The organism is Embleya scabrispora DSM 41855 (genome assembly GCF_000372745.1).
GTDB classification, from domain to species: domain Bacteria; phylum Actinomycetota; class Actinomycetes; order Streptomycetales; family Streptomycetaceae; genus Embleya; species Embleya scabrispora.
Map to the genome: position 1 here is coordinate 61,234 of NZ_KB889679.1, position 19,751 is coordinate 80,984.

General features: G+C 70.1%; 17 protein-coding genes. 3 read left to right on the plus strand and 14 right to left on the minus strand.

Translation table 11 applies throughout. From position 1 onward, the window contains the following. Positions 1-55: 55 nt before the first annotated feature. Together tal and tkt are read right to left on the minus strand one after the other, a co-directional pair. Positions 56-1,168 (minus strand): transaldolase, encoded by a 1,113-nt coding sequence (gene tal, locus A3IC_RS0128920; RefSeq protein WP_026218868.1) that lies wholly within the window; start codon positions 1,166-1,168, stop codon positions 56-58. Positions 1,169-1,294: 126 nt separating this feature from the next. Further along, positions 1,295-3,385, minus strand: a complete 2,091-nt coding sequence (gene tkt, locus A3IC_RS0128925; RefSeq protein ID WP_020553563.1) for a transketolase — start codon at positions 3,383-3,385, stop codon at positions 1,295-1,297. Positions 3,386-3,809: 424 nt separating this feature from the next. On the opposite strand from tkt, the gene A3IC_RS0128930 reads away from it, so the two are divergent. Beyond that, positions 3,810-4,754, plus strand: a complete 945-nt coding sequence (locus tag A3IC_RS0128930; RefSeq protein WP_026218869.1) for a heme o synthase — start codon at positions 3,810-3,812, stop codon at positions 4,752-4,754. 213 nt (positions 4,755-4,967) lie between these two features. After that, positions 4,968-5,327, plus strand: a complete 360-nt coding sequence (locus A3IC_RS0128935) for a hypothetical protein (RefSeq protein WP_020553565.1) — start codon at positions 4,968-4,970, stop codon at positions 5,325-5,327. 150 nt (positions 5,328-5,477) lie between these two features. Here A3IC_RS0128935 and A3IC_RS0128940 read toward each other — a convergent pair whose 3' ends face one another. The 3 genes from A3IC_RS0128940 to A3IC_RS0128950 all read right to left on the minus strand — a co-directional run bounded on the left by A3IC_RS0128940 (position 5,478) and on the right by A3IC_RS0128950 (position 7,571). Beyond that, positions 5,478-6,098: a GyrI-like domain-containing protein gene (locus A3IC_RS0128940; protein WP_020553566.1), complete on the minus strand. Its 621-nt coding sequence runs from the start codon at positions 6,096-6,098 to the stop codon at positions 5,478-5,480. Continuing rightward, entirely contained in the window at positions 6,095-6,904 is an 810-nt protein-coding gene (locus A3IC_RS0128945) for a MerR family transcriptional regulator (protein ID WP_020553567.1), read from the minus strand. Before A3IC_RS0128945 ends, A3IC_RS0128940 begins: the two co-directional genes overlap by 4 nt. A 61-nt stretch (positions 6,905-6,965) precedes the next feature. After that, entirely contained in the window at positions 6,966-7,571 is a 606-nt protein-coding gene (locus tag A3IC_RS0128950) for a hypothetical protein (protein WP_158696140.1), read from the minus strand. A gap of 275 nt (positions 7,572-7,846) precedes the next feature. On the opposite strand from A3IC_RS0128950, the gene A3IC_RS0128955 reads away from it, so the two are divergent. Continuing rightward, positions 7,847-9,208, plus strand: a complete 1,362-nt coding sequence (locus A3IC_RS0128955; protein WP_020553569.1) for a tetratricopeptide repeat protein — start codon at positions 7,847-7,849, stop codon at positions 9,206-9,208. Between the two features lie 157 nt (positions 9,209-9,365). Here A3IC_RS0128955 and A3IC_RS0128960 read toward each other — a convergent pair whose 3' ends face one another. From A3IC_RS0128960 to A3IC_RS0129000, 9 genes are all read right to left on the minus strand, one after another. Beyond that, complete coding sequence (locus tag A3IC_RS0128960) at positions 9,366-9,653, minus strand: RNA polymerase-binding protein RbpA (protein WP_020553570.1); 288 nt, start codon at positions 9,651-9,653, stop codon at positions 9,366-9,368. Between the two features lie 209 nt (positions 9,654-9,862). Continuing rightward, positions 9,863-10,099, minus strand: a complete 237-nt coding sequence (gene secG / locus A3IC_RS0128965) for a preprotein translocase subunit SecG (RefSeq protein ID WP_026218871.1) — start codon at positions 10,097-10,099, stop codon at positions 9,863-9,865. A gap of 126 nt (positions 10,100-10,225) precedes the next feature. Continuing rightward, the gene (locus A3IC_RS0128970) at positions 10,226-10,573 is read right to left on the minus strand and encodes a hypothetical protein (protein WP_020553572.1); all 348 of its coding nucleotides are present in this window, start codon (positions 10,571-10,573) and stop codon (positions 10,226-10,228) included. Further along, positions 10,570-12,237: a hypothetical protein gene (locus A3IC_RS0128975; protein WP_020553573.1), complete on the minus strand. Its 1,668-nt coding sequence runs from the start codon at positions 12,235-12,237 to the stop codon at positions 10,570-10,572. The genes A3IC_RS0128970 and A3IC_RS0128975 overlap by 4 nt, the downstream gene beginning before the upstream one ends. A 264-nt stretch (positions 12,238-12,501) precedes the next feature. Next, positions 12,502-13,305 (minus strand): triose-phosphate isomerase, encoded by an 804-nt coding sequence (tpiA, locus tag A3IC_RS0128980; RefSeq protein WP_020553574.1) that lies wholly within the window; start codon positions 13,303-13,305, stop codon positions 12,502-12,504. A gap of 5 nt (positions 13,306-13,310) precedes the next feature. Next, the gene (locus tag A3IC_RS0128985; protein ID WP_020553575.1) at positions 13,311-14,498 is read right to left on the minus strand and encodes a phosphoglycerate kinase; all 1,188 of its coding nucleotides are present in this window, start codon (positions 14,496-14,498) and stop codon (positions 13,311-13,313) included. 115 nt (positions 14,499-14,613) lie between these two features. Continuing rightward, the gene (gene gap / locus A3IC_RS0128990) at positions 14,614-15,618 is read right to left on the minus strand and encodes a type I glyceraldehyde-3-phosphate dehydrogenase (protein WP_020553576.1); all 1,005 of its coding nucleotides are present in this window, start codon (positions 15,616-15,618) and stop codon (positions 14,614-14,616) included. A gap of 185 nt (positions 15,619-15,803) precedes the next feature. Continuing rightward, on the minus strand, positions 15,804-16,340 hold the full coding sequence (locus A3IC_RS57130) for a hypothetical protein (RefSeq protein WP_158696141.1): 537 nt from the start codon (positions 16,338-16,340) through the stop codon (positions 15,804-15,806). 146 nt (positions 16,341-16,486) lie between these two features. Next, positions 16,487-19,609: a M14 family metallopeptidase gene (locus A3IC_RS0129000; protein ID WP_020553578.1), complete on the minus strand. Its 3,123-nt coding sequence runs from the start codon at positions 19,607-19,609 to the stop codon at positions 16,487-16,489. Between the last annotated feature and the right edge of the window lie 142 nt (positions 19,610-19,751).

Sequence of the window (19,751 nt, forward strand, 5' to 3'; positions counted from 1 at the left end):
GACCGGGTCATGCGGTCCGCGGTCTCGGAACACGTGGTGTTCCGTCCGGCGGTCGTCAGCCCTTGGCGAGCCGGTCCAGCTCACCCTGCACGGACTCGAGCAGCTCGTTCCAGGAGGTCTCGAACTTCTCGACGCCCTCCTCTTCGAGCTGGTCGACGACCTCGTCGTAGGAGATGCCGAGCTTGGCGATCGCGTCCAGGTCGGCCCGGGCCGACTCGTACGTGCCGTGCACGGTGTCGCCGGTGATCTTGCCCTGCTCCGCGACCGCGTCCAGGGTGGCCTCGGGCATCGTGTTCACGACGCCCTTGACGACCAGGTCGTCCACGTACATCGTGGCGCGGTACGCCGGGTCCTTGACGCCGGTCGAGGCCCACAGCGGGCGCTGCGGCCGGGCACCGGCGGCGGCGAGGGCCTGCCACCGCTCCGTGCCGAACACCTCTTCGTACGCCTGGTAGGCCAGTCGCGCGTTGGCGACCGCCGCCTTGCCGGCCGCCTTCTCGGCCTCGTCGGTGCCCAGGGCCTTGAGGCGCTTGTCGATCTCGGTGTCCACACGGGACACGAAGAAGGACGCCACGGACTCGATCTCGGAGATGTCCAGACCGGCCACGCGGGCGCGCTCGATGCCCTCGACGTATGCCTCCATCACCTCGCGGTAGCGGGCCAGCGAGAAGATCAGCGTGACGTTGACGCTGATGCCCTCGGCGAGCGCCTGCGAGATCGCGGGCAGGCCGGCCTTGGTGGCCGGGATCTTGATGAACAGGTTCGGCCGGTCGACGAGCCACCACAGCTGGCGGGCCTCGGCGATGGTCGGCTCGCTCTTGTGCGCGAGGCGCGGGTCGACCTCGATCGAGACCCGACCGTCGACCCCGTTCGTCGCCTCGTAGACCGGCCGCAGCACGTCGCACGCCTGGCGCACGTCGGCCGCGGTGATCATCCGCACGGCCTCTTCGACCGTCACGCCGCGCACGGCGAGGTCGCGCAGCTGCGTGTCGTAGACGTCGTTGCCGGTGATCGCCTTCTGGAAGATCGCCGGGTTGGTGGTCACGCCGACGACCTCGCGGTCGCGGACGAGTTCCTGCAGGTTGCCGGACTCCAGCCGCGTCCGGCTCAGATCGTCGAGCCACACGGCCACGCCCTCGGCGGACAGGCGACGCAGGGGTTCCGTCATGACACTTTGCTCCTTCTCGAGTCGGCGGCCGGATCCGGCCGCCTCGTGGGCGGCGGATCGGCGCCCGGCGTGGGCGGCGTCGGGCGGGTGTTGCCACCCGACACCGCCCACAGGGTCACGTGATCTTCAGCTACCGGCGTGCGCCAGGGATTCCCGAGCGGCCGAAACGACCGCCTCGTGGGTCAGCCCGAACTCGGCGAACAGCTTCTTGTAGTCCGCCGACGCGCCGAAGTGCTCCAGCGAGACGATCCGGCCCGCGTCGCCGACCAGCTCGCGCCAGCCCTGCGCGATGCCGGCCTCGACCGAGACGCGCGCCTTGACCGACGGCGGCAGCACCTGCTCGCGGTACGCCTGGTCCTGCTCGTTGAACCACTCCAGGCACGGCAGCGAGACGACCCGGGTCGGCACACCCTCGGCCTCCAGCACCTCGCGCGCCGCGACCGCCGTCTGCACCTCGGAGCCGGTGCCGATCAGGATCACGTGCGGGGTGCCGCTGGACGCCTCGGCCAGCACGTAGCCACCACGCGCGGTGCCCTCGGCGGAGCCGAACTCGGTGCGGTCCCAGGTCGGTACGTCCTGGCGGGTGAGCAGGATGCCGGCCGGGCGGTCCGTGGTCTCCAGGATCTTGCGCCACGCCACCGCGACCTCGTTCGCGTCCGCCGGGCGGACCACGTCCAAGCCGGGGATCGCGCGCAGCGCGGCGATGTGCTCGATCGGCTGGTGCGTCGGACCGTCCTCGCCCAGGCCGATCGAGTCGTGCGTCCACACGTACGTCGTGGGCAGCTTCATCAGCGCGGCCAGCCGTACGGCCGGGCGCATGTAGTCGCTGAACACCAGGAACGTGCCGCCGTAGATGCGCGTCCCGCCGTGCAGCGCGATGCCGTTCATGGTCGAACCCATGGCGTGCTCGCGGATGCCCCAGTGCACGGTGCGGCCGTAGGGGTTCGCGCCCTTGAGCGGGTTGCCCTCGGGGAGGAACGAACTGCCCTCGTCGATGGTGGTGTTGTTCGACTCGGCCAGGTCGGCGGAGCCGCCCCACAGCTCGGGGATGACCGCGCCGAGCGCGGCGAGCACCTTGCCGGATGCCTTGCGGGTGGCGACCGGCTTGCCGGCCTCGAACTCCGGCAGCACCTTCTCCCAGCCGTCGGGCAGCCGTCGGGCGGAGATCCGGGCGTGCTCGGCGGCGCGCTCGGGGTTGGTCTCGGCCCACTTGGCGAAGTCGCTCTTCCAGGCGTCGTGCGCGGCACGGCCCCGGTCGACCACCTTGCGGGCGTGCGCCAGTACGTCCTCGGCGACCTCGAAGTTCTGCTTCGGGTCGAAGCCCAGCACCTTCTTGGTGGCCGCGACCTCTTCGGCGCCCAGCGCCGAGCCGTGCGCCTTGCCGGTGTTCTGCGCGTTCGGCGCGGGCCACGCGATGATCGTGCGCATGCCGATCATGGTCGGCCGGCCGGTCTCCGCCTTGCCCGCCTCCAGCGCCGCGCTCAGCGCCTCGACGTCGATGTCGCCGTTGGCCTGCGGCTCGACCCGGATGGTGTGCCAGCCGTAGGCCGCGTAGCGGGCGAGGACGTCCTCGCTGAACGCGGTCTCGGTGTCACCCTCGATCGAGATGTGGTTGTCGTCGTAGACCACGACGAGGTTGCCCAGCTTCTGGTGGCCGGCGAGCGAGCTGGCCTCGGCGGAGATGCCCTCCTCGAGGTCGCCGTCGGAGGCGATCACCCAGATGGTGTGGTCGAACGGCGAGGTGCCGGGGGCAGCCTCCGGGTCGAACAGGCCACGCTCGTAGCGGGCGGCCATCGCCATGCCGACCGCGTTGCCCACGCCCTGGCCCAGCGGCCCGGTGGTGGTCTCGACGCCGGCGGTGTGGCCGTGCTCCGGGTGACCGGGCGTGCGGCTGCCCCAGGTGCGGAACGACTTGAGGTCGTCCAGGGTCAGGCCGTAGCCGGACAGGTAGAGCTGCGTGTACAGGGTCAGGCTGGTGTGCCCCGGGGACAGCACGAAGCGGTCGCGGCCGGTCCAGTCCGGATCCATCGGGTCGTGGCGCAGGAACTTCTGCCAGATGAGGTAGGCCGCGGGGGCCAGGCTCATGGCCGTTCCGGGGTGGCCGTTACCGACCTTCTGAACGGCGTCCATCGCCAGCACACGAGCGGTGTCGACGGCTCGCTTGTCGAGGTCGCTCCAGTCGAGAGAGCTGTTGTCGGGGGTCGGCTTGGTGCTCACCCTGGTCAGGGCTCCTTCCGGGGTCTTCCGGTGTAGGCCGAAAAAAAGCGGCGGCTCGGGGCCCACGCCCCGGCGCCTCAGGCACGTGGCCGAGCCTACCGGGGGCCACATGCTCCCTTGCTCGGTGGACGGCCGCCCGAGTGGTGACGTTCGCCCTGTGGACAGGACGGCAGGTACGCGCGGGACGGCGCGCGACGCACGGTGGACGCGGGACTCGACGCGCGGTGCCCCTCGCCTCGGCTACCCGGCGGTGCGGTGGGCATGCCCCCGAGGGTTTGTGCCCCTGGTGAGGGACTACAGTTTCCTGCTAGTGGGTCCGGGCCTCGACGTCCCGACACCGCTTGATACCGCATACATATTGACGAGCAAACCGGCTTCCGGGCGGCACCCGGGCCCGGCCGAAAACGCTGCTGATGGGGTGTTCGTGACAGCCGTCGAATCCCGACCGGCCGGGCTGGTGGGAAACGCGCCCGCCGGCGCCCGCCCGCCGATGGCCCGGATTCTCGCATTCGTGGCTCTCACCAAGCCGCGCATCATCGAGCTGCTGCTGATCAGCACGATTCCGGTGATGTTCCTGGCGGCGGACGGACTGCCGGACCTGGGTCTGGTGCTTCTGGTCGTGTTCGGCGGCTACCTTTCGGCAGGCAGCGCCAACGCCTTCAACATGTACATCGACCGGGACATCGACCGGCTGATGCACCGCACCGAGCGGCGACCGCTGGTCACCGGGATGGTGTCGCCGCGCGAGTCGATCGTGTTCGCGAGCGCGCTCGGGGTGATCTCCACCGCGTGGTTCTGGTTCCTGGTCAATCCGCTGTCGGCGGCGCTTTCGGTCTTCGCGATCTTCTATTACGTGGTCGTGTACACGATGCTCCTCAAGCGGCGCACGCCGCAGAACATCGTGTGGGGCGGCATCGCCGGTTGCATGCAGGTGTTGATCGGCTGGACCGCGGTGACCGATTCGCTGGATTGGGCGCCGGTGGTGCTCTTCGCGGTGGTCTTCTTCTGGACGCCGCCGCACTATTGGCCGCTGTCGATGAAGTTCACCGACGACTACACCGCCGCCGGCGTGCCGATGTTGCCGGTCGTCGCGGGCAACAAGGTCGTGGCGAAGCAGATCGTGGCCTACAGCTGGGTCATGGTCGGCGTGTCGATGCTGCTGTGGCCGGCCGCGGACACCGGCCCGCTCTACCCGATCGCGGCGGCACTGCTGGGCATCGCCTGGCTCTGGGAGGCGCACGGTCTCCAGCGTCGGGCCAAGGCCGAGGTCACCGGTGGCAAGCTCAAGGAAATGCGGCTGTTCCACTGGTCGATCACCTACCTGACGCTGCTGTTCGTCGCGGTGGCCGTCGACCCGCTGCTGTTCTGATCCCACTGGTGCGGTTCGCGCGCTGATCCGGCGGCTTCGGTTTGCCCGCTCGGATTCGCTCGCTCGGGGTGGCCGCTTCGGGTTCGTCCGCTCGGATTCGCTTGCTTCGCTCCGCCTGCCGGGTCGACCCGGAACGCGCGGTTCCGGGGTACGTGATCCGGACCACGCGCATTCGTCCGGATCCGGCGACGCGCCCTCGGTAATGTGGGCGCCATGACGGACACCGAGACCACGACGGCCACGCCGGACCCGGGTTCCCCGGATGCGCGGGTCGAGCGACAGGTGCGCAGGATCGCCAAGCACATCGAGCGCTTCACCGCCGCGCACGGCGGCGGGGGCGACGCCATCGTGGAGTACGTCGGGCGCGATGCGACCCGCATCGTGCTCGTCGGGACCGACGGGGCCTGGGGCGACCAGGTCGTCCGCGACCCGGACATCGCACGCGCGGCCATCGCCAAGGCGGGCGTCACGCTGCACGAGGAGTTCCCGAACGACCTCGCGGCGAAGGTACGCACGACGAAGTACGAGTGGTCCCGGATGGCGGGCCTTCAACTGGGCGGCACACAGGGCTGACCCGGTTCGACCGCGGGCGAGGGGCGGGCCGGCCGCGCACGCCGGGCCCCACCCCCGGAACTCGACTGGTCCGGCGAGGCTTGGGGCCCCGGACGCCGGCGGAACGGGTCAGCCGGCGACGACGTGCGGGGCGACCGCCCGGTCCTGCCCTCAGCCCACCCGCCGCACCGGATACCGCAGGATCGTGCGCATCTTCTCCGGGGCGGTGCGGCCCGGGTTGGTCAGGTAGATCTCGTGGTGCAGGCCGGCGGCTTCGCGGCCCTGGGTGGTGACGTACGCGCGCAGCCGGTCGAGGGTGGCGTGCTCCGTGTCGTACGGGCCGGTGTGCAGCACCTGGGCGCACTCCCCCTCGGCGATCCGGCGCAGGCGCACCCGGTCGACGGGCGCGGCCGGCTTCTTCTTCGCCGTGCGGGCGAGTGCGTCGGACACGAGCACGTCGTCGGCCTGCTCGGGCTGCATGAGCAGCATCGTCCACTGCCACTTCGCCCGATCACCGGCGAAGTCGAACCCGCCGTCCGCGTCCGTCCACCACAGGCCCTGCAACGGCGGCACCGGGTACTCCACGACGCCCGCGCCCTTCAGCGCGAACCGGATCGTGTACGCGACGCCGTACAGTGCCTCGACCGCCGCGGCGTAGGCCGCGCCGGCCGGATCGCCCGAGCCGTCGACGGCCAGGAACGGCAGTTCCGGCACCGGTAGCAGGGTCGGCGTGGCCGAGGCGGTGTACAGCGAGGCGTGCGTCTTCTTGAAGTCGATCCTGGGCACGCTCACGCGGCGGCCTCCTCGGTCTCGATCGGGATCAGTACCCGGGTGGTCAGGTCCTCGGGGTCGGCCTCGTGCGGCGTCACCAGGTATTCCTCGCGCGCGGGGCCCGCCGGGCGCAGCCCGTCGGCGTGCATCCGACCGAGCAACGCGTGGTAGGCCAGCGGCAGTTGGGCATAGGGGCCGATGTGCACCGTGGCCAGGGCCGGGCCCTCGGGCAGCACCCACGGCTCGGTGCCGGACGGGTTGTGCCCGGTCCCGGTCGGCACGCCCACCGCGATCCGCATGCCCTCGACCAGGTCGAGCGGGAACAGACCGCGGATCGGCGGCGTCCATCGGGTGCCGGCGAGGGCGCCGAGCAGCCGCCCGACGCAAGCCCCGGTGACCGCTCCCACGTCGGTCGGCCCACACTGCGCCCGGACCACGGCCAGGCGCACTTCGGGTTCGTGGATCGTGGTCACCTCGTGGTCGCCCGCGCGGTCCGCCGCCAACCGGTCCAGCAGGTGCAGCCGTTCGCGATCGCGCGCGATCCGCTCGGCCAGCCGGTCCCGCTCGGCCCGCAACACCAGCGTGCGATCGGCGCCGCGGGCGGCCAGGGTCTCGGCGATCACCGCCAGCGGTACGTCGATCTCGCGCAGCAGCGCGACGGTCAGCGCGTCCCGGGCCTGGTCGGTCGCGTAGTAGCGGTAGCCGGTGGCGCGATCCACCCGTACGGGCCGCAACAGCCCGACGTCGTCGTAGTGCCGTAGTTGTTTGACGCTCAGCCGACACAGCCGCGCGAAACGGCCGATGGTGAGAAGTTCCTCTTCCCGCATGCCGCCATGCTGGACCCTCCCGCCGGGGGAGGGTCCAGCCGAGACCGGCGACCCGGGCGGATCAGGAGTGCCAGAGTTCCCTGATGTCGGTGATCTCGTTCGCCGCGTTCAGGGTGATGGCGTATACGCCTTGCGACGAGCACGTGTTGGCGCCGTCGGACCGCTGGGTCAGGCACTTGTCGATGTGCTCCCAGACCTGGCCGATGTACTCCGCCTTCTTCTCCGGCGGGCCGGCCAGCGTACCGGTGGCCTTGGGCGCGAACAGCAGCGGCGTCTGCTCGGCGCCGACCGCCTCGTAGTGGCCGTCGTTGGGGTCGCACACGAACTTGGTGTTCTTGTAGTACAGCACTCCCTTGGTGGGCAGCTTCGTCGGATACACGATCTTGAACCCGGCCTTGGCCGTGGGCGGCGGCCCGCAATCGTCACCCGGTTCGGCCGTGCCCCCGCCGGCCGACGGCTTGGCCGACTTCGGCGCCTGGGTGCGCGCCGGGCCGGAGGCCGCGGGACTGCCGGGCATCGGTACCACCGGTGCCGCGGCGGCCGGCGTGTCGACCGCCTTCGGCGTTTCCTTCTTGTCCTTGTCGTCCGTGTCGCACGCGACCAGCGTGAGCGCGGCGATTGTCGCGGCGGTGATCCCGCCCATCATCCTGCGAGTCGTCGAGTACATCGAACCCCCTGTACGCCGGGCGCGAGGCGCCCGCACTTCGATGGAACTCGCACACATTAGCGATCTTGGAATCCCGTCATCGCTGAACCAACACGCGTAAGGTAAAGCGAACCTCAAGACGCATATCGGGCCGGGCAAAATCGCGCTCGGTCGACATCCCGTCACGGAACGGACGAGCCGGTCGTGGCCGGATCCGTACCCGTTCGGCCCCGTCGGCGGCCCGCTCGCGATAGCGTCACGCGGGGGTCTTCGGGACCAGAGGCGAGGTGGGACCCGTGCGGTTCGGATGGCTGCGGCGCCATGAGCGTCACCTGGAGGAATACCGGCACCGGCGCGAGCAGGAGTCGCCGTGTCCGGGCCGAGCCACGCCCGAACCGCCGCCCGCCGCGCCGTCCTTCGCCGAATTCGCCCGCCGGGACGGACACAATCCGGCCGAACCGGAATCGGATCCGCCGGGAAGCGCCGGCGCCCCGGCCGAGTCCGACGACGCCGAGGCCACCCGGGCGCGGATGCTCACCGAGAAGGCCCAACAACTGACCCGGGCCGGCCGGCACGCGGACGCGGCGGCGCCCGCCCGCGCCGCGGTCCGGATGCTGGGTGTACTGGCCGGCAAGGACCATCACCGACACGGGCCGGCACTGGTCGGCGGGCTGCGCGCGTTCGCGGCCGTGCTGGCGGCCGACGGCCGGACCGAGGACGCGGTCAAGGTGGCCGCGAGCGCCGGCGAACACGCCCGCAGGCTCGCCGCGCTCGACCATCGTGCGCACCGCCCGCTGCTCGCGGTGGCGCTGCGCGAACTCGGTGCCCGGCTCGGCGACCACGGCGACGAATCGGCCGCGCTGGGCGCCCTGCGCGAGTCGGTACAGCTGTTTCGTACCCTCGCCGCCCAGACGCCCGAGCGACATCGCGCCGAACTCGCCCTGTCCCTGGACGAACTCGCCGGCCGGCTGGCCGCCACCGGGGCCACCGACGCCGCCCTCGCCGCATTCACCGAGGCCGAACGCCTGCTCGGGATCGGCCCGCCGCAGGCCCGCCAGGCCGCCGTGCTGCTGCGGCACGCGACCCTGCTCGCCCGACTCGGCCGAGGGCCCGAGGCGATCGCGCTGGCCGGCGAAGCGGTCGAGGTCCGCCGCGGCTACGCGAGCGCGGACCACGCGCCCGCCGGCCGCCGCGAGGACGAACTCGCCGCGTCGCTACAGAGCCTGGGCCTGCTGCACAGCGCCGGCGGCGCGCACGACGAGGCGGTGGACGCGCTGGAGGAGGCGGTCCGGCTGCGGGCGAGACGGGTGCGGGCCGACCCCGTGCTGGCCCGCCGCCCCGAAGTCCCGGTCACGTACGCGCTGTACGGCATCGTCCTGGTCGCCGCGGGCCGACCCGCCGACGCGGTCCCGCCGCTCGCCGCGGCGCTGGGCGTGGGCACCGCGCTCAACCTGGACCGGGTCTCCGACCTGGCCGGGGACACCCTGGTCCGGGCACATCGCGCCGACCCGGACGCGGTCCGCAGCCGCTGGATCGCGGCCACCGGCGAGGAACTGCCCGCCTGGATCGAACGCGGCCAACGCCCGCTCCCACAGCAGGCCAACCGTCGGCAGGTGCACCGTGCCGAACCGCAGGAGGCGCTGCGGGCCCGCGAGTGACGACGCGCGGTGGGCCCGCGGCAACGCACACCGGCCCGCACCGACACATGACGAAAGAGCCGCCGGAAGCCACGACACGCCCGAGGGCGTGACGTGATTCCCGACGGCTCTCCCCACCGCGGCCTACGGCCGGACGTGTGGGTCGAAACTCACGAACTCAGAGCTCGCCGCGCAGCTTCGCCAGTGCCTCGGCGAGGATCGCCTCGCCGTCGGCATCGCTGCGCCGCTCGCGCACATAGGCGAGGTGCGTCTTGTAGGGCTCGGTACGCGGGGCGTCCGGCGGGTTGTGCTGGTCCTGCCCGGCGGGCAGGCCGCAACGGGGGCAGTCCCACGTCTCGGGGACCTGAGCGTCGGTCGCGAAGCTCGGCTGCGTCTCGTGCTTGTTCGCGCACCAGAAAGAAATACGGAGACGTGGGGCTGCTTCGCCGCGCTCTGCCTCCCCCATCGGGCCGGCGCCGACCCGACTCCCACGGATGGCGTTGCCACTTGCCACGGTAAAAACTCCCCTTGGTCCTTGAGGTCGCGCCCCCGTTGCGCGGCTTGGCGTCCAGTGTACGTGCGCCTCGCGCAAGGTTGAACCGAGCGGTGGGCCTTTTCCGACAGTCCGTCAGAAAGGCCACCGCGCGGGTGGAAACATCGGCCGAACCGGCGCTGTCAGTACGTGTTCTTGAGCAGCAGACCGAGTACGACGATCGTCACGAACCAGCACACGCCGACGATGATGGTCATGCGGTCGAGGTTCTTCTCGACGACGGACGAACCGCCGAGCGAGGAGGACATGCCGCCGCCGAACAGGTCGGACAGGCCGCCGCCCTTGCCCTTGTGCAGCAGCACCAACAGCACCATGAGCAGGCTGAAGACGATCAGGGCGATCGAGAAACCGGTGACCACGGCCGGGCCCAACTCCTTCTGGCGGAACGCGGGGGCCGGGGATTCCCGGCCATCGGACAGAGTACGCTGCCGCGCCCCGCATGTGGGAGCCGTACAGCCCTTCGGCTAATCCGGCGGATCATACTATTAAGGCCCACCCGGCTCGGGCCGCTCCCCCTCCGGGGCCTGACCGCGAGAGCCCTCGCCCGGTTCGCCGAGCGGCTGCGCGTCGGCCGGTTCGATATCTCCGGTGTCCTCGACGTCCACCTCGTGGCCGCTGCCCCCGACCAGCGCACCCGTGCTGGTCAGCGGATGCCCGGGGGCGGCGCCGCGGGCGGCCCGAGCCGCTCCCGTACGGCGCACGGTGACCCGGTTGTCACCACCGGCGACGATCGCGCCGGTGTTGGTCACCGGGCCGCCGGACAGGCTGATCCCGTCGTTCCCGCGCGGCTCGCCCTCGTCCGGTTCGTCGGCATCGGATGCGGCGGTGTTCATGGGGTACCTCCCGCTGTCGATCGTGCGCCCGATCCGGCTCCACCGGAACCTCGTACGGACGCCTGGATGCCCCGGCCGGCGACGATCGCGCCGCTGTTGTTCAGGTCACCGGAGACGTGCTGGATGATCCCGTTGTTCAGGACCAGCTCGTTGCGTTGGCGATACTCGGTCACGTCCACGTTCCGGCGCTGGAGGAAGTCCAGCACGAAGGCGGTGAACTTGCGCTCGATCAGCTTGAGGTACTTCTCCGCGTCCGAGTTCTGGAAGAACGTGGCGTAGTTCGCCGACGCGCCGAGTTCGCGTACCGAGGCCCGGGCTCCGCGGTCCACCGGCAGATTGCGCCCGGTGCGCTCCTGCGCCGCGCGCAGATTGCCCGCCCGGCGCCACCACGAGGCCCACACCCGCATCAGCCGACCGGCCGAGGAGATCATCAGGGCCGGGGCCTCCATCAGCGAGCGGCCCAGCGCGGCCCACAGCGTCGCCGTGTCCGCGGTGTGCAGCCACTCGTCGGCCACGTGGAAGTCGGGTCGGATCGGCGGCAGCACCAGTTCGTGCAATTCGGTGTACAGCAGTCGGCCGTCCATCGTGAAGCGGATCAGCACCGACACGACCACCTCCTGCGACCACGTGCCGACCCGCACGCACAGGTAGCGCCGGGTGGCCTCGGCAGGCGGCGGCACCGGGCCACCGGTCACCCCGCTGCTGAACTCGTGCATCTGCACGCTCAACCCGGACAGCCGATGCCTGCCCTCCTCGGACCCGGCCAGTTCCTCGAACGACGCGCAGATCGCGCTGGTGAGTTCGTCGACCGTGAACGGGGTGAACCCCTTCTTCGGCCACTTGCCGTCGCGCGGTGCGTCCAGCACGGACGGCTCGGCCCCGCGCAGCTCGACCGGGAAGGTCCAGCTCTCCACCAGTTCGCCGGCGCCGACGAACGGCAGGTAGCCGCTGTAGCGCACCGTGGACGGAATCGGCGGCGCGGCGGGCTCGAACGGCGCCTTGGCCACCACCGGCGCATGCGTCGGCCGCGGCGGCAGCACCTCCGCCAACGCGCCCTGCAATCCCCCGGGTCCGGCGTCCCCCGTCCCGTCGGCCGGCGGCCGGGTCGGCGTCCAGGTCCGTCCCGGACCCAGATCCGAGACCACGGTGGCCCGCTGCTGCATACGTTCGATCCACACCACGAACACCACGACCGCGTAGGTCGGCAGTACGGTCACCGCCAGGGTGTCGGTCGCCGGGAAGCCGCTCCCCCCGCCCGCCACGTACAACATCAGCCCGAACAGCAGCGCCGCCACCCAGGACACCTGTGCCGCCGCCCGGGTCCGGAAGTCGCGCACACCGCCTCCGCCGGCGACCCCGGCACGCACCGTGAACAGCCCGACGAACACCACGATCGCGAGCCAGAACAACCCGGCCGCGAAGCCGAAACCGATCAAGAACATCACCGCCGGCACCAGGAAGGCGATCACATCGCGCAGGATGCGCCGCCGCCGTGCGGCCAACGCGTGCTCCAGGACCGCCTGTTCGTTGTACCCGTAGGAGGGCGCCCGATCGCGGTGCGCGTTCTCCCACAGTTCCTCGATCACCCGGGCGGCGAACCGCTCGTCGATTTCCGCACCCGTGCACAGATACCGGGTGGCTCCGGTATCCGCGGTTGTGGACATGTCTGAAAATGACACCCGGCCCCCCTGGGGTCGGCCGGCCGAACCACCCGGAAGGGGTGACTACCGGCCACTTGGCGATGACTTATGGTCAGTCATCCGTTACGGGAGCGGCAAGCGGAATGGAAATAGTTGCGACGGGTTTATGAGGAACGAACGATTCCGGCCGGCAGCGCCCATCCCCGGCCCGGCCCGGACACGCGAAGGGCCCGGAGCGGCATCCCGCTCCGGGCCCTTCGCGATGTCTCGACCAATCGGCCGCGACCGTCAGCCGGCCTTCTTCTCGTGGTAGCGGACGATCTGCGCGAACTCCTCGGCGACCAGGCAGGCGCCGCCGACCAGGCCGCCGTCCACGTCCGGCTGCGCCATCAGCCCGGCCGCGTTGCCGGCCTTCATCGAACCGCCGTACAACACCCGCACCCGGTCCGCCAGTTCCGGCGAGTACAGCTCGGCGAGCTTGGCCCGGATCGCCGAGCACACCTCCTGTGCGTTCTCCGGCGTGGCCACCTCGCCGGTGCCGATCGCCCAGACCGGCTCGTACGCGATCACCACGGACTCGGCCTGCTCGGTCGTGATGCCCTTGAGCGCACCCTCGACCTGCGTGAGCGTGTGGGCCACGTGCCCGCCCGCCTTGCGCACGTCCAGTCCCTCGCCGACGCACACGATCGGCACCAGGCCGCTGCGGTAGGCGGCGTGCGCCTTCGCGTTCACCACGGTGTCGTCCTCGGCGTGGTACTGCCGCCGCTCGGAGTGGCCGACCAGCGCGTAGGTGCAGTTCAGCTTGGCGAGCATGGACCCGGAGATCTCACCGGTGTAGGCGCCGCTCGCGTGCTGCGAGATGTCCTGCGCGCCGTAGCTGAACCGGAGCTTGTCCGCGTCGACCATGGTCTGCACCGAGCGCAGGTCGGTGAACGGCGGCAACACCGCGACCTCGACCCGGTCGAAGTCCTTGTCGTTCAGGGTGAACGCGAGCTTTTGCACCAGGGAGATGGCCTCGAGGTGGTTGAGGTTCATCTTCCAGTTGCCCGCCATCAGCGGGATGCGACCGGTGCTTTTGTTGAGCGCAGACATCGGGATCAGCCCTCCAGGGCTTCGAGACCGGGCAGGGACTTGCCTTCGAGGTACTCCAGGCTCGCGCCGCCGCCGGTCGAGATGTGACCGAAGGCGTTCTCGTCGAAGCCGAGGGTGCGCACCGCCGCGGCCGAGTCGCCGCCGCCGACCACGGTGAACGCGTCGGAGTCGATCAGACCCTGCGCCACCGCGCGGGTGCCGTGGCTGTACGGCTCCATCTCGAACACGCCCATCGGGCCGTTCCAGAAGACCGTCTGCGCGTCGGCGAGCTTGTCCGCGAACAGTTCGCCCGACGCCGGGCCGATGTCCAGACCGAGCCGGTCGGCCGGGATCGCGTCGATGGAGACCACCGCGTGGTCCGCGTCGGCGGCGAACGCGGTGGCCGCGATCACGTCGACGGGCAGCACGAACTCCACGCCGCGCGCCTCGGCGCGGGCCAGGTACTCGCGGACCCGGTCGAGCTGGTCCTTCTCCAACAGCGACTTGCCCACCTCGTGGCCCTGCGCGGCCAGGAAGGTGAACACCATGCCGCCGCCGACCAGGATCCGGTCCGCCTTGTCCAGCAGGCTGTCGATGACACCGAGCTTGTCGGACACCTTCGACCCGCCCAGGATCACCGCGTACGGGCGCTGCACGTCCTCGGTGAGCCGCTTGAGCACGTCCAGCTCGGTGGCGATCAGACCGCCGACGGCGTGCGGCAGCCGGGCCGGCACGTCGAACACCGAGGCGTGCTTGCGGTGCACCGCACCGAAGCCGTCGCCCACGTACACCTCGGCGAGCTCGGCGAGGCGATCCGCGAACGCGCCGCGCTCGGCGTCGTCCTTGGCCGTCTCGCCCGGGTTGAAGCGCAGGTTCTCCAGCAGCGCGACCCGGCCGTCGGCGAGCTCGCCGACCGTGGCCCGCGCGCTCTCGCCGACCGTGTCGGTCGCGAACGCCACGTCGGCGCCCAGCAGTTCGCCCAGTCGCGCGGCCACCGGCGCGAGCGAGAACTGCGGCTCGGGGGCGCCCTTGGGCCGGCCCAGGTGCGAGCACACGATCACCTTGGCGCCGCGGGCGACCAGGGCCGAAATCGTCGGCACGCTCGCCCGGATCCGGCCGTCGTCGGTGATGCGTCCGCCGTCGAGCGGGACGTTGAGGTCGGCGCGCACCAGGACGCGCTTACCGGATACGTCGATGTCGTCGATGGTCTTCAAGTTCGATTCGTCCTTGGCTGGAGGAAACGGGGTGGGGGTTGCAGAAACGGGCCCGGGTGACGACGTGTCACCCGGGCCCGCATCGTCAAGCGTCATCGGTGCGTGTGCCGCACCGTCAGAGCTGACCACCGATGTAGCCGACCAGGTCGACCAGACGGTTGCTGTAGCCCCACTCGTTGTCGTACCAGCCGACGACCTTGACCTGCTTGCCCTGGGCCATGGTCAGGCCCGAGTCGAAGGTGCACGAGGACGGGTCGGTGACGATGTCCGAGGAGACGATCGGGTCCTCGGTGTAGGTCAGGTAGCCCTTGAGCGAGCCCTCGGCGGCCTTCTGGAAGGCGGCGTTGACCTCGTCGCGGGTCACCTCGCGCTCCAGCTCGACGACCAGGTCGGTGACCGAGCCGGTGGGGACCGGGACGCGCATGGCGATGCCGTCCAGCTTGCCCTTGAGCTCGGGGATGACCAGGGCGGTGGCCTTGGCGGCACCCGTCGAGGTCGGGATGATGTTGGTCGCGGCGGCCCGCGCGCGGCGCAGGTCCGAGTGCGGGAAGTCCAGGATGACCTGGTCGTTCGTGTACGCGTGGACCGTGGTCATCATGCCCTTGACCAGGCCGAAGTTCTCCAGGAGAACCTTGGCCATCGGCGCGACGCAGTTGGTCGTGCAGGAGGCGTTCGAGATGATCGTGTGCGCGGCGGCGTCGTACTTCTCGTGGTTGACGCCCATCACGATCGTGACGTCCTCATTCTTGGCCGGAGCCGAGATGATGACCTTCTTCGCGCCGGCCTCGATGTGCTTCTTGGCCTTCTCGGCGTCCGTGAAGATGCCGGTGGACTCGATCACGATGTCCGCGCCCAGCTCGCCCCAGGGCAGCGCGGCCGGGTCACGCTCGGCGATGACCTTGAAGGTCTTGTCGCCGACGGTGATCGCGTCGTCGGTGTAGGTGACCTCCTGGCCGATGCGGCCGAGGATGCTGTCGTACTTCAGCAGGTGGGCCAGGGTCGCGATGTTCGTGAGGTCGTTGACCCCGACGATCTCGAAGTCCGCGCCCGAGGCCAGCGCCGCGCGGAAGAAGTTGCGGCCGATACGGCCGAATCCGTTGATGCCTACCCGGATCGTCACGAACCGATCTCCTCTGTCGAACGCCGAATGCCCTGATGGTGAATGGCCGAGGAGATGGTCAGTGGAATCTGCGATATCCCCGGCCATGTCCGACCCTACCGTGACGCCCCGGGCACCTTCACGCAGGCTTGCTGCACAAGGCGCCCAGGGCGGGACGGATCATCGGATACACGTACCGATCGGCACTATCCGGCGACTCGCTTGGTGATCACGAAACCCTCGAAGCCGGCGAGCAGATAGAACAGCGCGTCCATCGGCTCCAGGAATTCCTTCCAGGAGTCGAACATCCGCGAGTCGGTGAGCACTTCGGACAGCGACATGTCGTTCGCGTCCTGCACCCACATGGCCACACCGAGGTACTGTCCGATGAAGACGCCGAGCACGCTCAGCACGACACCGATCACCGGAAGTACCGGATTTCGTCCGCCGACCTTGCCGAGCGCGACCGCGATCAGCGCCCCGACGGCGATCGCCATGTAGCCGATCTGGTGCTCGGACTCTTTCAGGATGTAGGCGTAGACGACGGCGGCGACCACCATCGCAACCACGCCGAGGAGGATCCCCAGGCCCGGATTCCCCTGTTGCCGCGGCGGCTGCGGCGGCGGGCCGCCGTACGGCCCCGACCCGAACGGCCCGGGCGGACCCGGCTGTTGTTGCCCCCACTGGCCCGGGCCGGGTTGGCCGGGCGGCGGCCCCCAGGGGCCGGGCGCGTTGTTGCTCAAGGTGATTCCCCCCGAATAAAAAACTCGCACACGCGGGAACTCGCGTGTGCGCGGAGACGTTGACGGCCCCCGACGGAGGAGTCTCCGCCGGGGGCCGTCATTTGACCATCGGTTTTACCCGATCAGCGCATCACGATCGGGTGTACCTACTTGTACAGCTCCCGCAGGATCCGGTCCACGACCACCTTGCGGTCGTCCGCGGTGGCCAACTGCTCCAGGCCGAAGCCGAAGAGCATGGTGTCGTCGGTGGCGATCACCGACGAACCGAACGCGGCCTGGCTGCGGGTGAAGCCGACGAGCGCGAGGTCACCGGGCGGCGGGCCGGCCAGGACCCACGGGCCCAGACCGGTCTCGAAGCCCTCGGCGTCCACGACGCCCGCGTTGGTGGTGACCTTGGTGTCGTCCACGAACAGGCCGGTGCCACCGGTGTTCGAGTCGCTCACGTACGAGAACGAGACCTCGATCTTCTTGCCCGCGTACGCGGACAGGTCGAACGCGACCGGCTTCCAACCACCCGAGTTGCCGGTGAAGGAGTTCCACGCGCCGGTGGTGCCGGTGCTCAGGCACTTGGGGGTGGTCACCGTCAGGTAGTGCCGCAACTGCGTGTGGGTCCGGACGAAGTCGCCGCCCTCACAGGACGTGGGCGGCTTGGTGCTGCTCCCGCCGTTGAGGTCGGGCAGCGTCGTCCAGTCGTCGGCACCGACCGTGTGGGCCTCCACGATCGCGTGGTCCCACTCGCGCTCGGTGTCGAACGAGAACTGCGCGGTGAGCTTCGCCGCGTCCGCCGCCGTCACCCCGGTGAGGTCGATCGTGCGGGTCAGTCGCTTGTACGCGTTGTCCGAGTGCAGGCCGTTGATGTACCACGAGCCCTCGGCCGGCGAGTACGGCCCGGACGTGTTGCCCGAGTAGGTCGCCACCGAACGGCTGTCGAACATCGGGAACCTGTCCGGCGTCAGGATCGCGCTGGTGGGCAGGAACCCGCCCGCCTCGTTCAGCGGGTTGGAGGCCGTGCCCGGCAGAGCCTTGTCGATGCCCTGCAACGGCGCGGCCGAACCGACCACGCCGGTGGCACCGTTGGTCGCCGACCGGTCGTACGCGCCCAGCCAGTACTGGCTGAAGTCGTCCGAGACGATCAGGCAGTCGCCGGCCGCGTCGGCGGTGACCTTGCAGGGCTGGTCCGGGTGCCCGTTCAGGCCGTAGTAGATGCCGCCGCCCGCCGCGCTGCGCAGGGGACCGTAGTAGCTCGCGGTCTCGCCGAGGTAGGCCAGCTTGCCGCCCTCGTTGAGGAAGTCGCGCACGTTGGTGGTCACGTCCTGGACCACGGGCGTGACCTGGGCGTCCTGGACCGGCTCACCGAAGAAGTCGGTGTTCTCCCGGGCCGCGTCCTGGGTCAGTCGGTTGTCGCCGAGATACCAGAACACGCCCTTGAAGTGCGAGAGCACGCCGAGGTGGTGCGGTGCGCCGAGCTTGTCCACGTCGTACACGGCCGCCTTGACACCGTTGGCCGCCAGCGCGTCCACGTACTGCTGGGCGTACTTGGGGCCGACCGTGTTCGGCGGGTAGGTCGGGTTGACGCCCTTGTAGTCCTCGTCGGCCAGGACCAGCGTCTCGGTCTTCTCGGCGATGCCGCTCTCCACCGTGAAGGTGAAGCGATCGCTCTCCACCTTGCCGGTGCCGGCCTTGTCGCCGGTGAACCAGACCTCGATCCGGTCACCGGTGCGCACGTTCTTGATGTCGCCCCGGTATTCGGCGTAGTAGTCCGAGCCCTGCTCGCCGTACCGCTTGCCGCCCTTCCACTCCTTGACGCCCGCGGTCTTGGTCGGGCCGCCGTTGACGCGGTAGTCGACCTTGCGGTTGGTCAGCGAGCGCTTGGCGATCACCGCGACGGTCTGGTCGTCGTGGTCCTCGGCATAGGAGTGCTCGAACCGGTCGGCCACCAGGTCGGGGGCCTTGCGCCCGACCGAGGAGACCGGGTCGTCCGGGTCCTTGGCCGACTTGGCGACCGAGAGCGCGAACGCCTGGTTCTTGGCGTACTCCATTCGAACCAGCGTCTCGTCGTTCGGGAAGCTGAAGATGCTGCCGCAGTTCTCCACCGTGTACGGGTCGTCCGGCAGGTAACCGGCGGCCGTGGCACACGTGGACATCTCCGGAGTGAACGACAGCGTCTTGTACGCCTCGTTCATCTGCCCGTCGGTGTCGCCGTTGGTCACGTACAGCTCGGCGGACAGGTCCGGGTCGTAGTCCGCGACCGCCGGGTGCGCGTCGTCGCCCGCGAGCGCGATCATGATCTGGTCGTCGGGGCTGGGCGTGGCCACCTGCGACCCGACGCCGTACAGGATCAACTGCGCGGCGGAGTGGTAGTTGACCACGAACTCCGCCTTGATGTGCTTGGCGAAGCCCTCGATCGCCCGGGTCTCCGGTTCGGAGGAGGGCCCGGTGCCCCGGTAGGTCTCGTTCAGCGGGTCGGGCGAGGAACCCTCGTTGTCGTAACCCCACTTGTAGTCGAAGTTGCGGTTGAGGTCGACGCCGTCCCCGGCGGTGATCACGCCGTCGCCGTTGTTGTCGCGCAGGTTCTTGCGCCACAGCCGCTGGCCGGTCTGGAAGGTCCAGTCGTAGCCGTCGGGGTTGGCCGAGATCACGAACCACAGCTCGTTGTCCGAGACCAGCTTGGTGGCCTCGTCGTCCTTGCCGTAGCCCTCCACGTAGTGGTGCACGAGCCGGCGGGTCATCTCCGGCGTGATCCACTCGCGGGCGTGCTGGTTGGACATGTACAACACGCCCGGCTTGGACCCGTCGGCGCTGGTGCGGACGTTCTTGGTCACCTTGACCGCGAGGATGTCCTGCCCGAGCACGGTCTTGCCGATGCTGACCGTCTTGGCGATGTCGGGGTGGTCCTTGGCGAGCTGGACCAGCTCGGCGCCGAGGCCGTTCGGGCCGCTGTACTTGCGGAAAACACCCGCTGCGGGCGCGGCCGTTCGGTTCTGCGCCTGGGACTTGGCCTCCACGGAGATGCCGGCGGCACGCAGCTTGGCGGCCTGGGCATCGCTCAGGATCACCTCCAGCTTGGCCTTGCCGTCGGCAGCCCTGGTGGTCTGTGTCTCGTGTCGGTCCACGCCCAGGTCGAAGATCTGCTTCACCTGTGCCGCGTCGGCCGTGATCGTGTATGACTGCGGACCTGCGTCGCCCGCCGGAGGCAGTTTCGCTTCCGGCGGCGCGCTGGTCACCTCGGGATAGGAGACCGGATTCTCGGCGGGGGCCGCGGTGCTCACCGGCGCTGCGGTCAACAGACCGAGTGCCAGTGAGAGCGCCGCGACTCCCGTGGTGCCGATACGGACTCGTGTGGTGGTGCCCCTGGAACGATGACGCCTCATCGACCCCCCAGTCGTGGGTTCGGCGTGCATAGGGACGGCG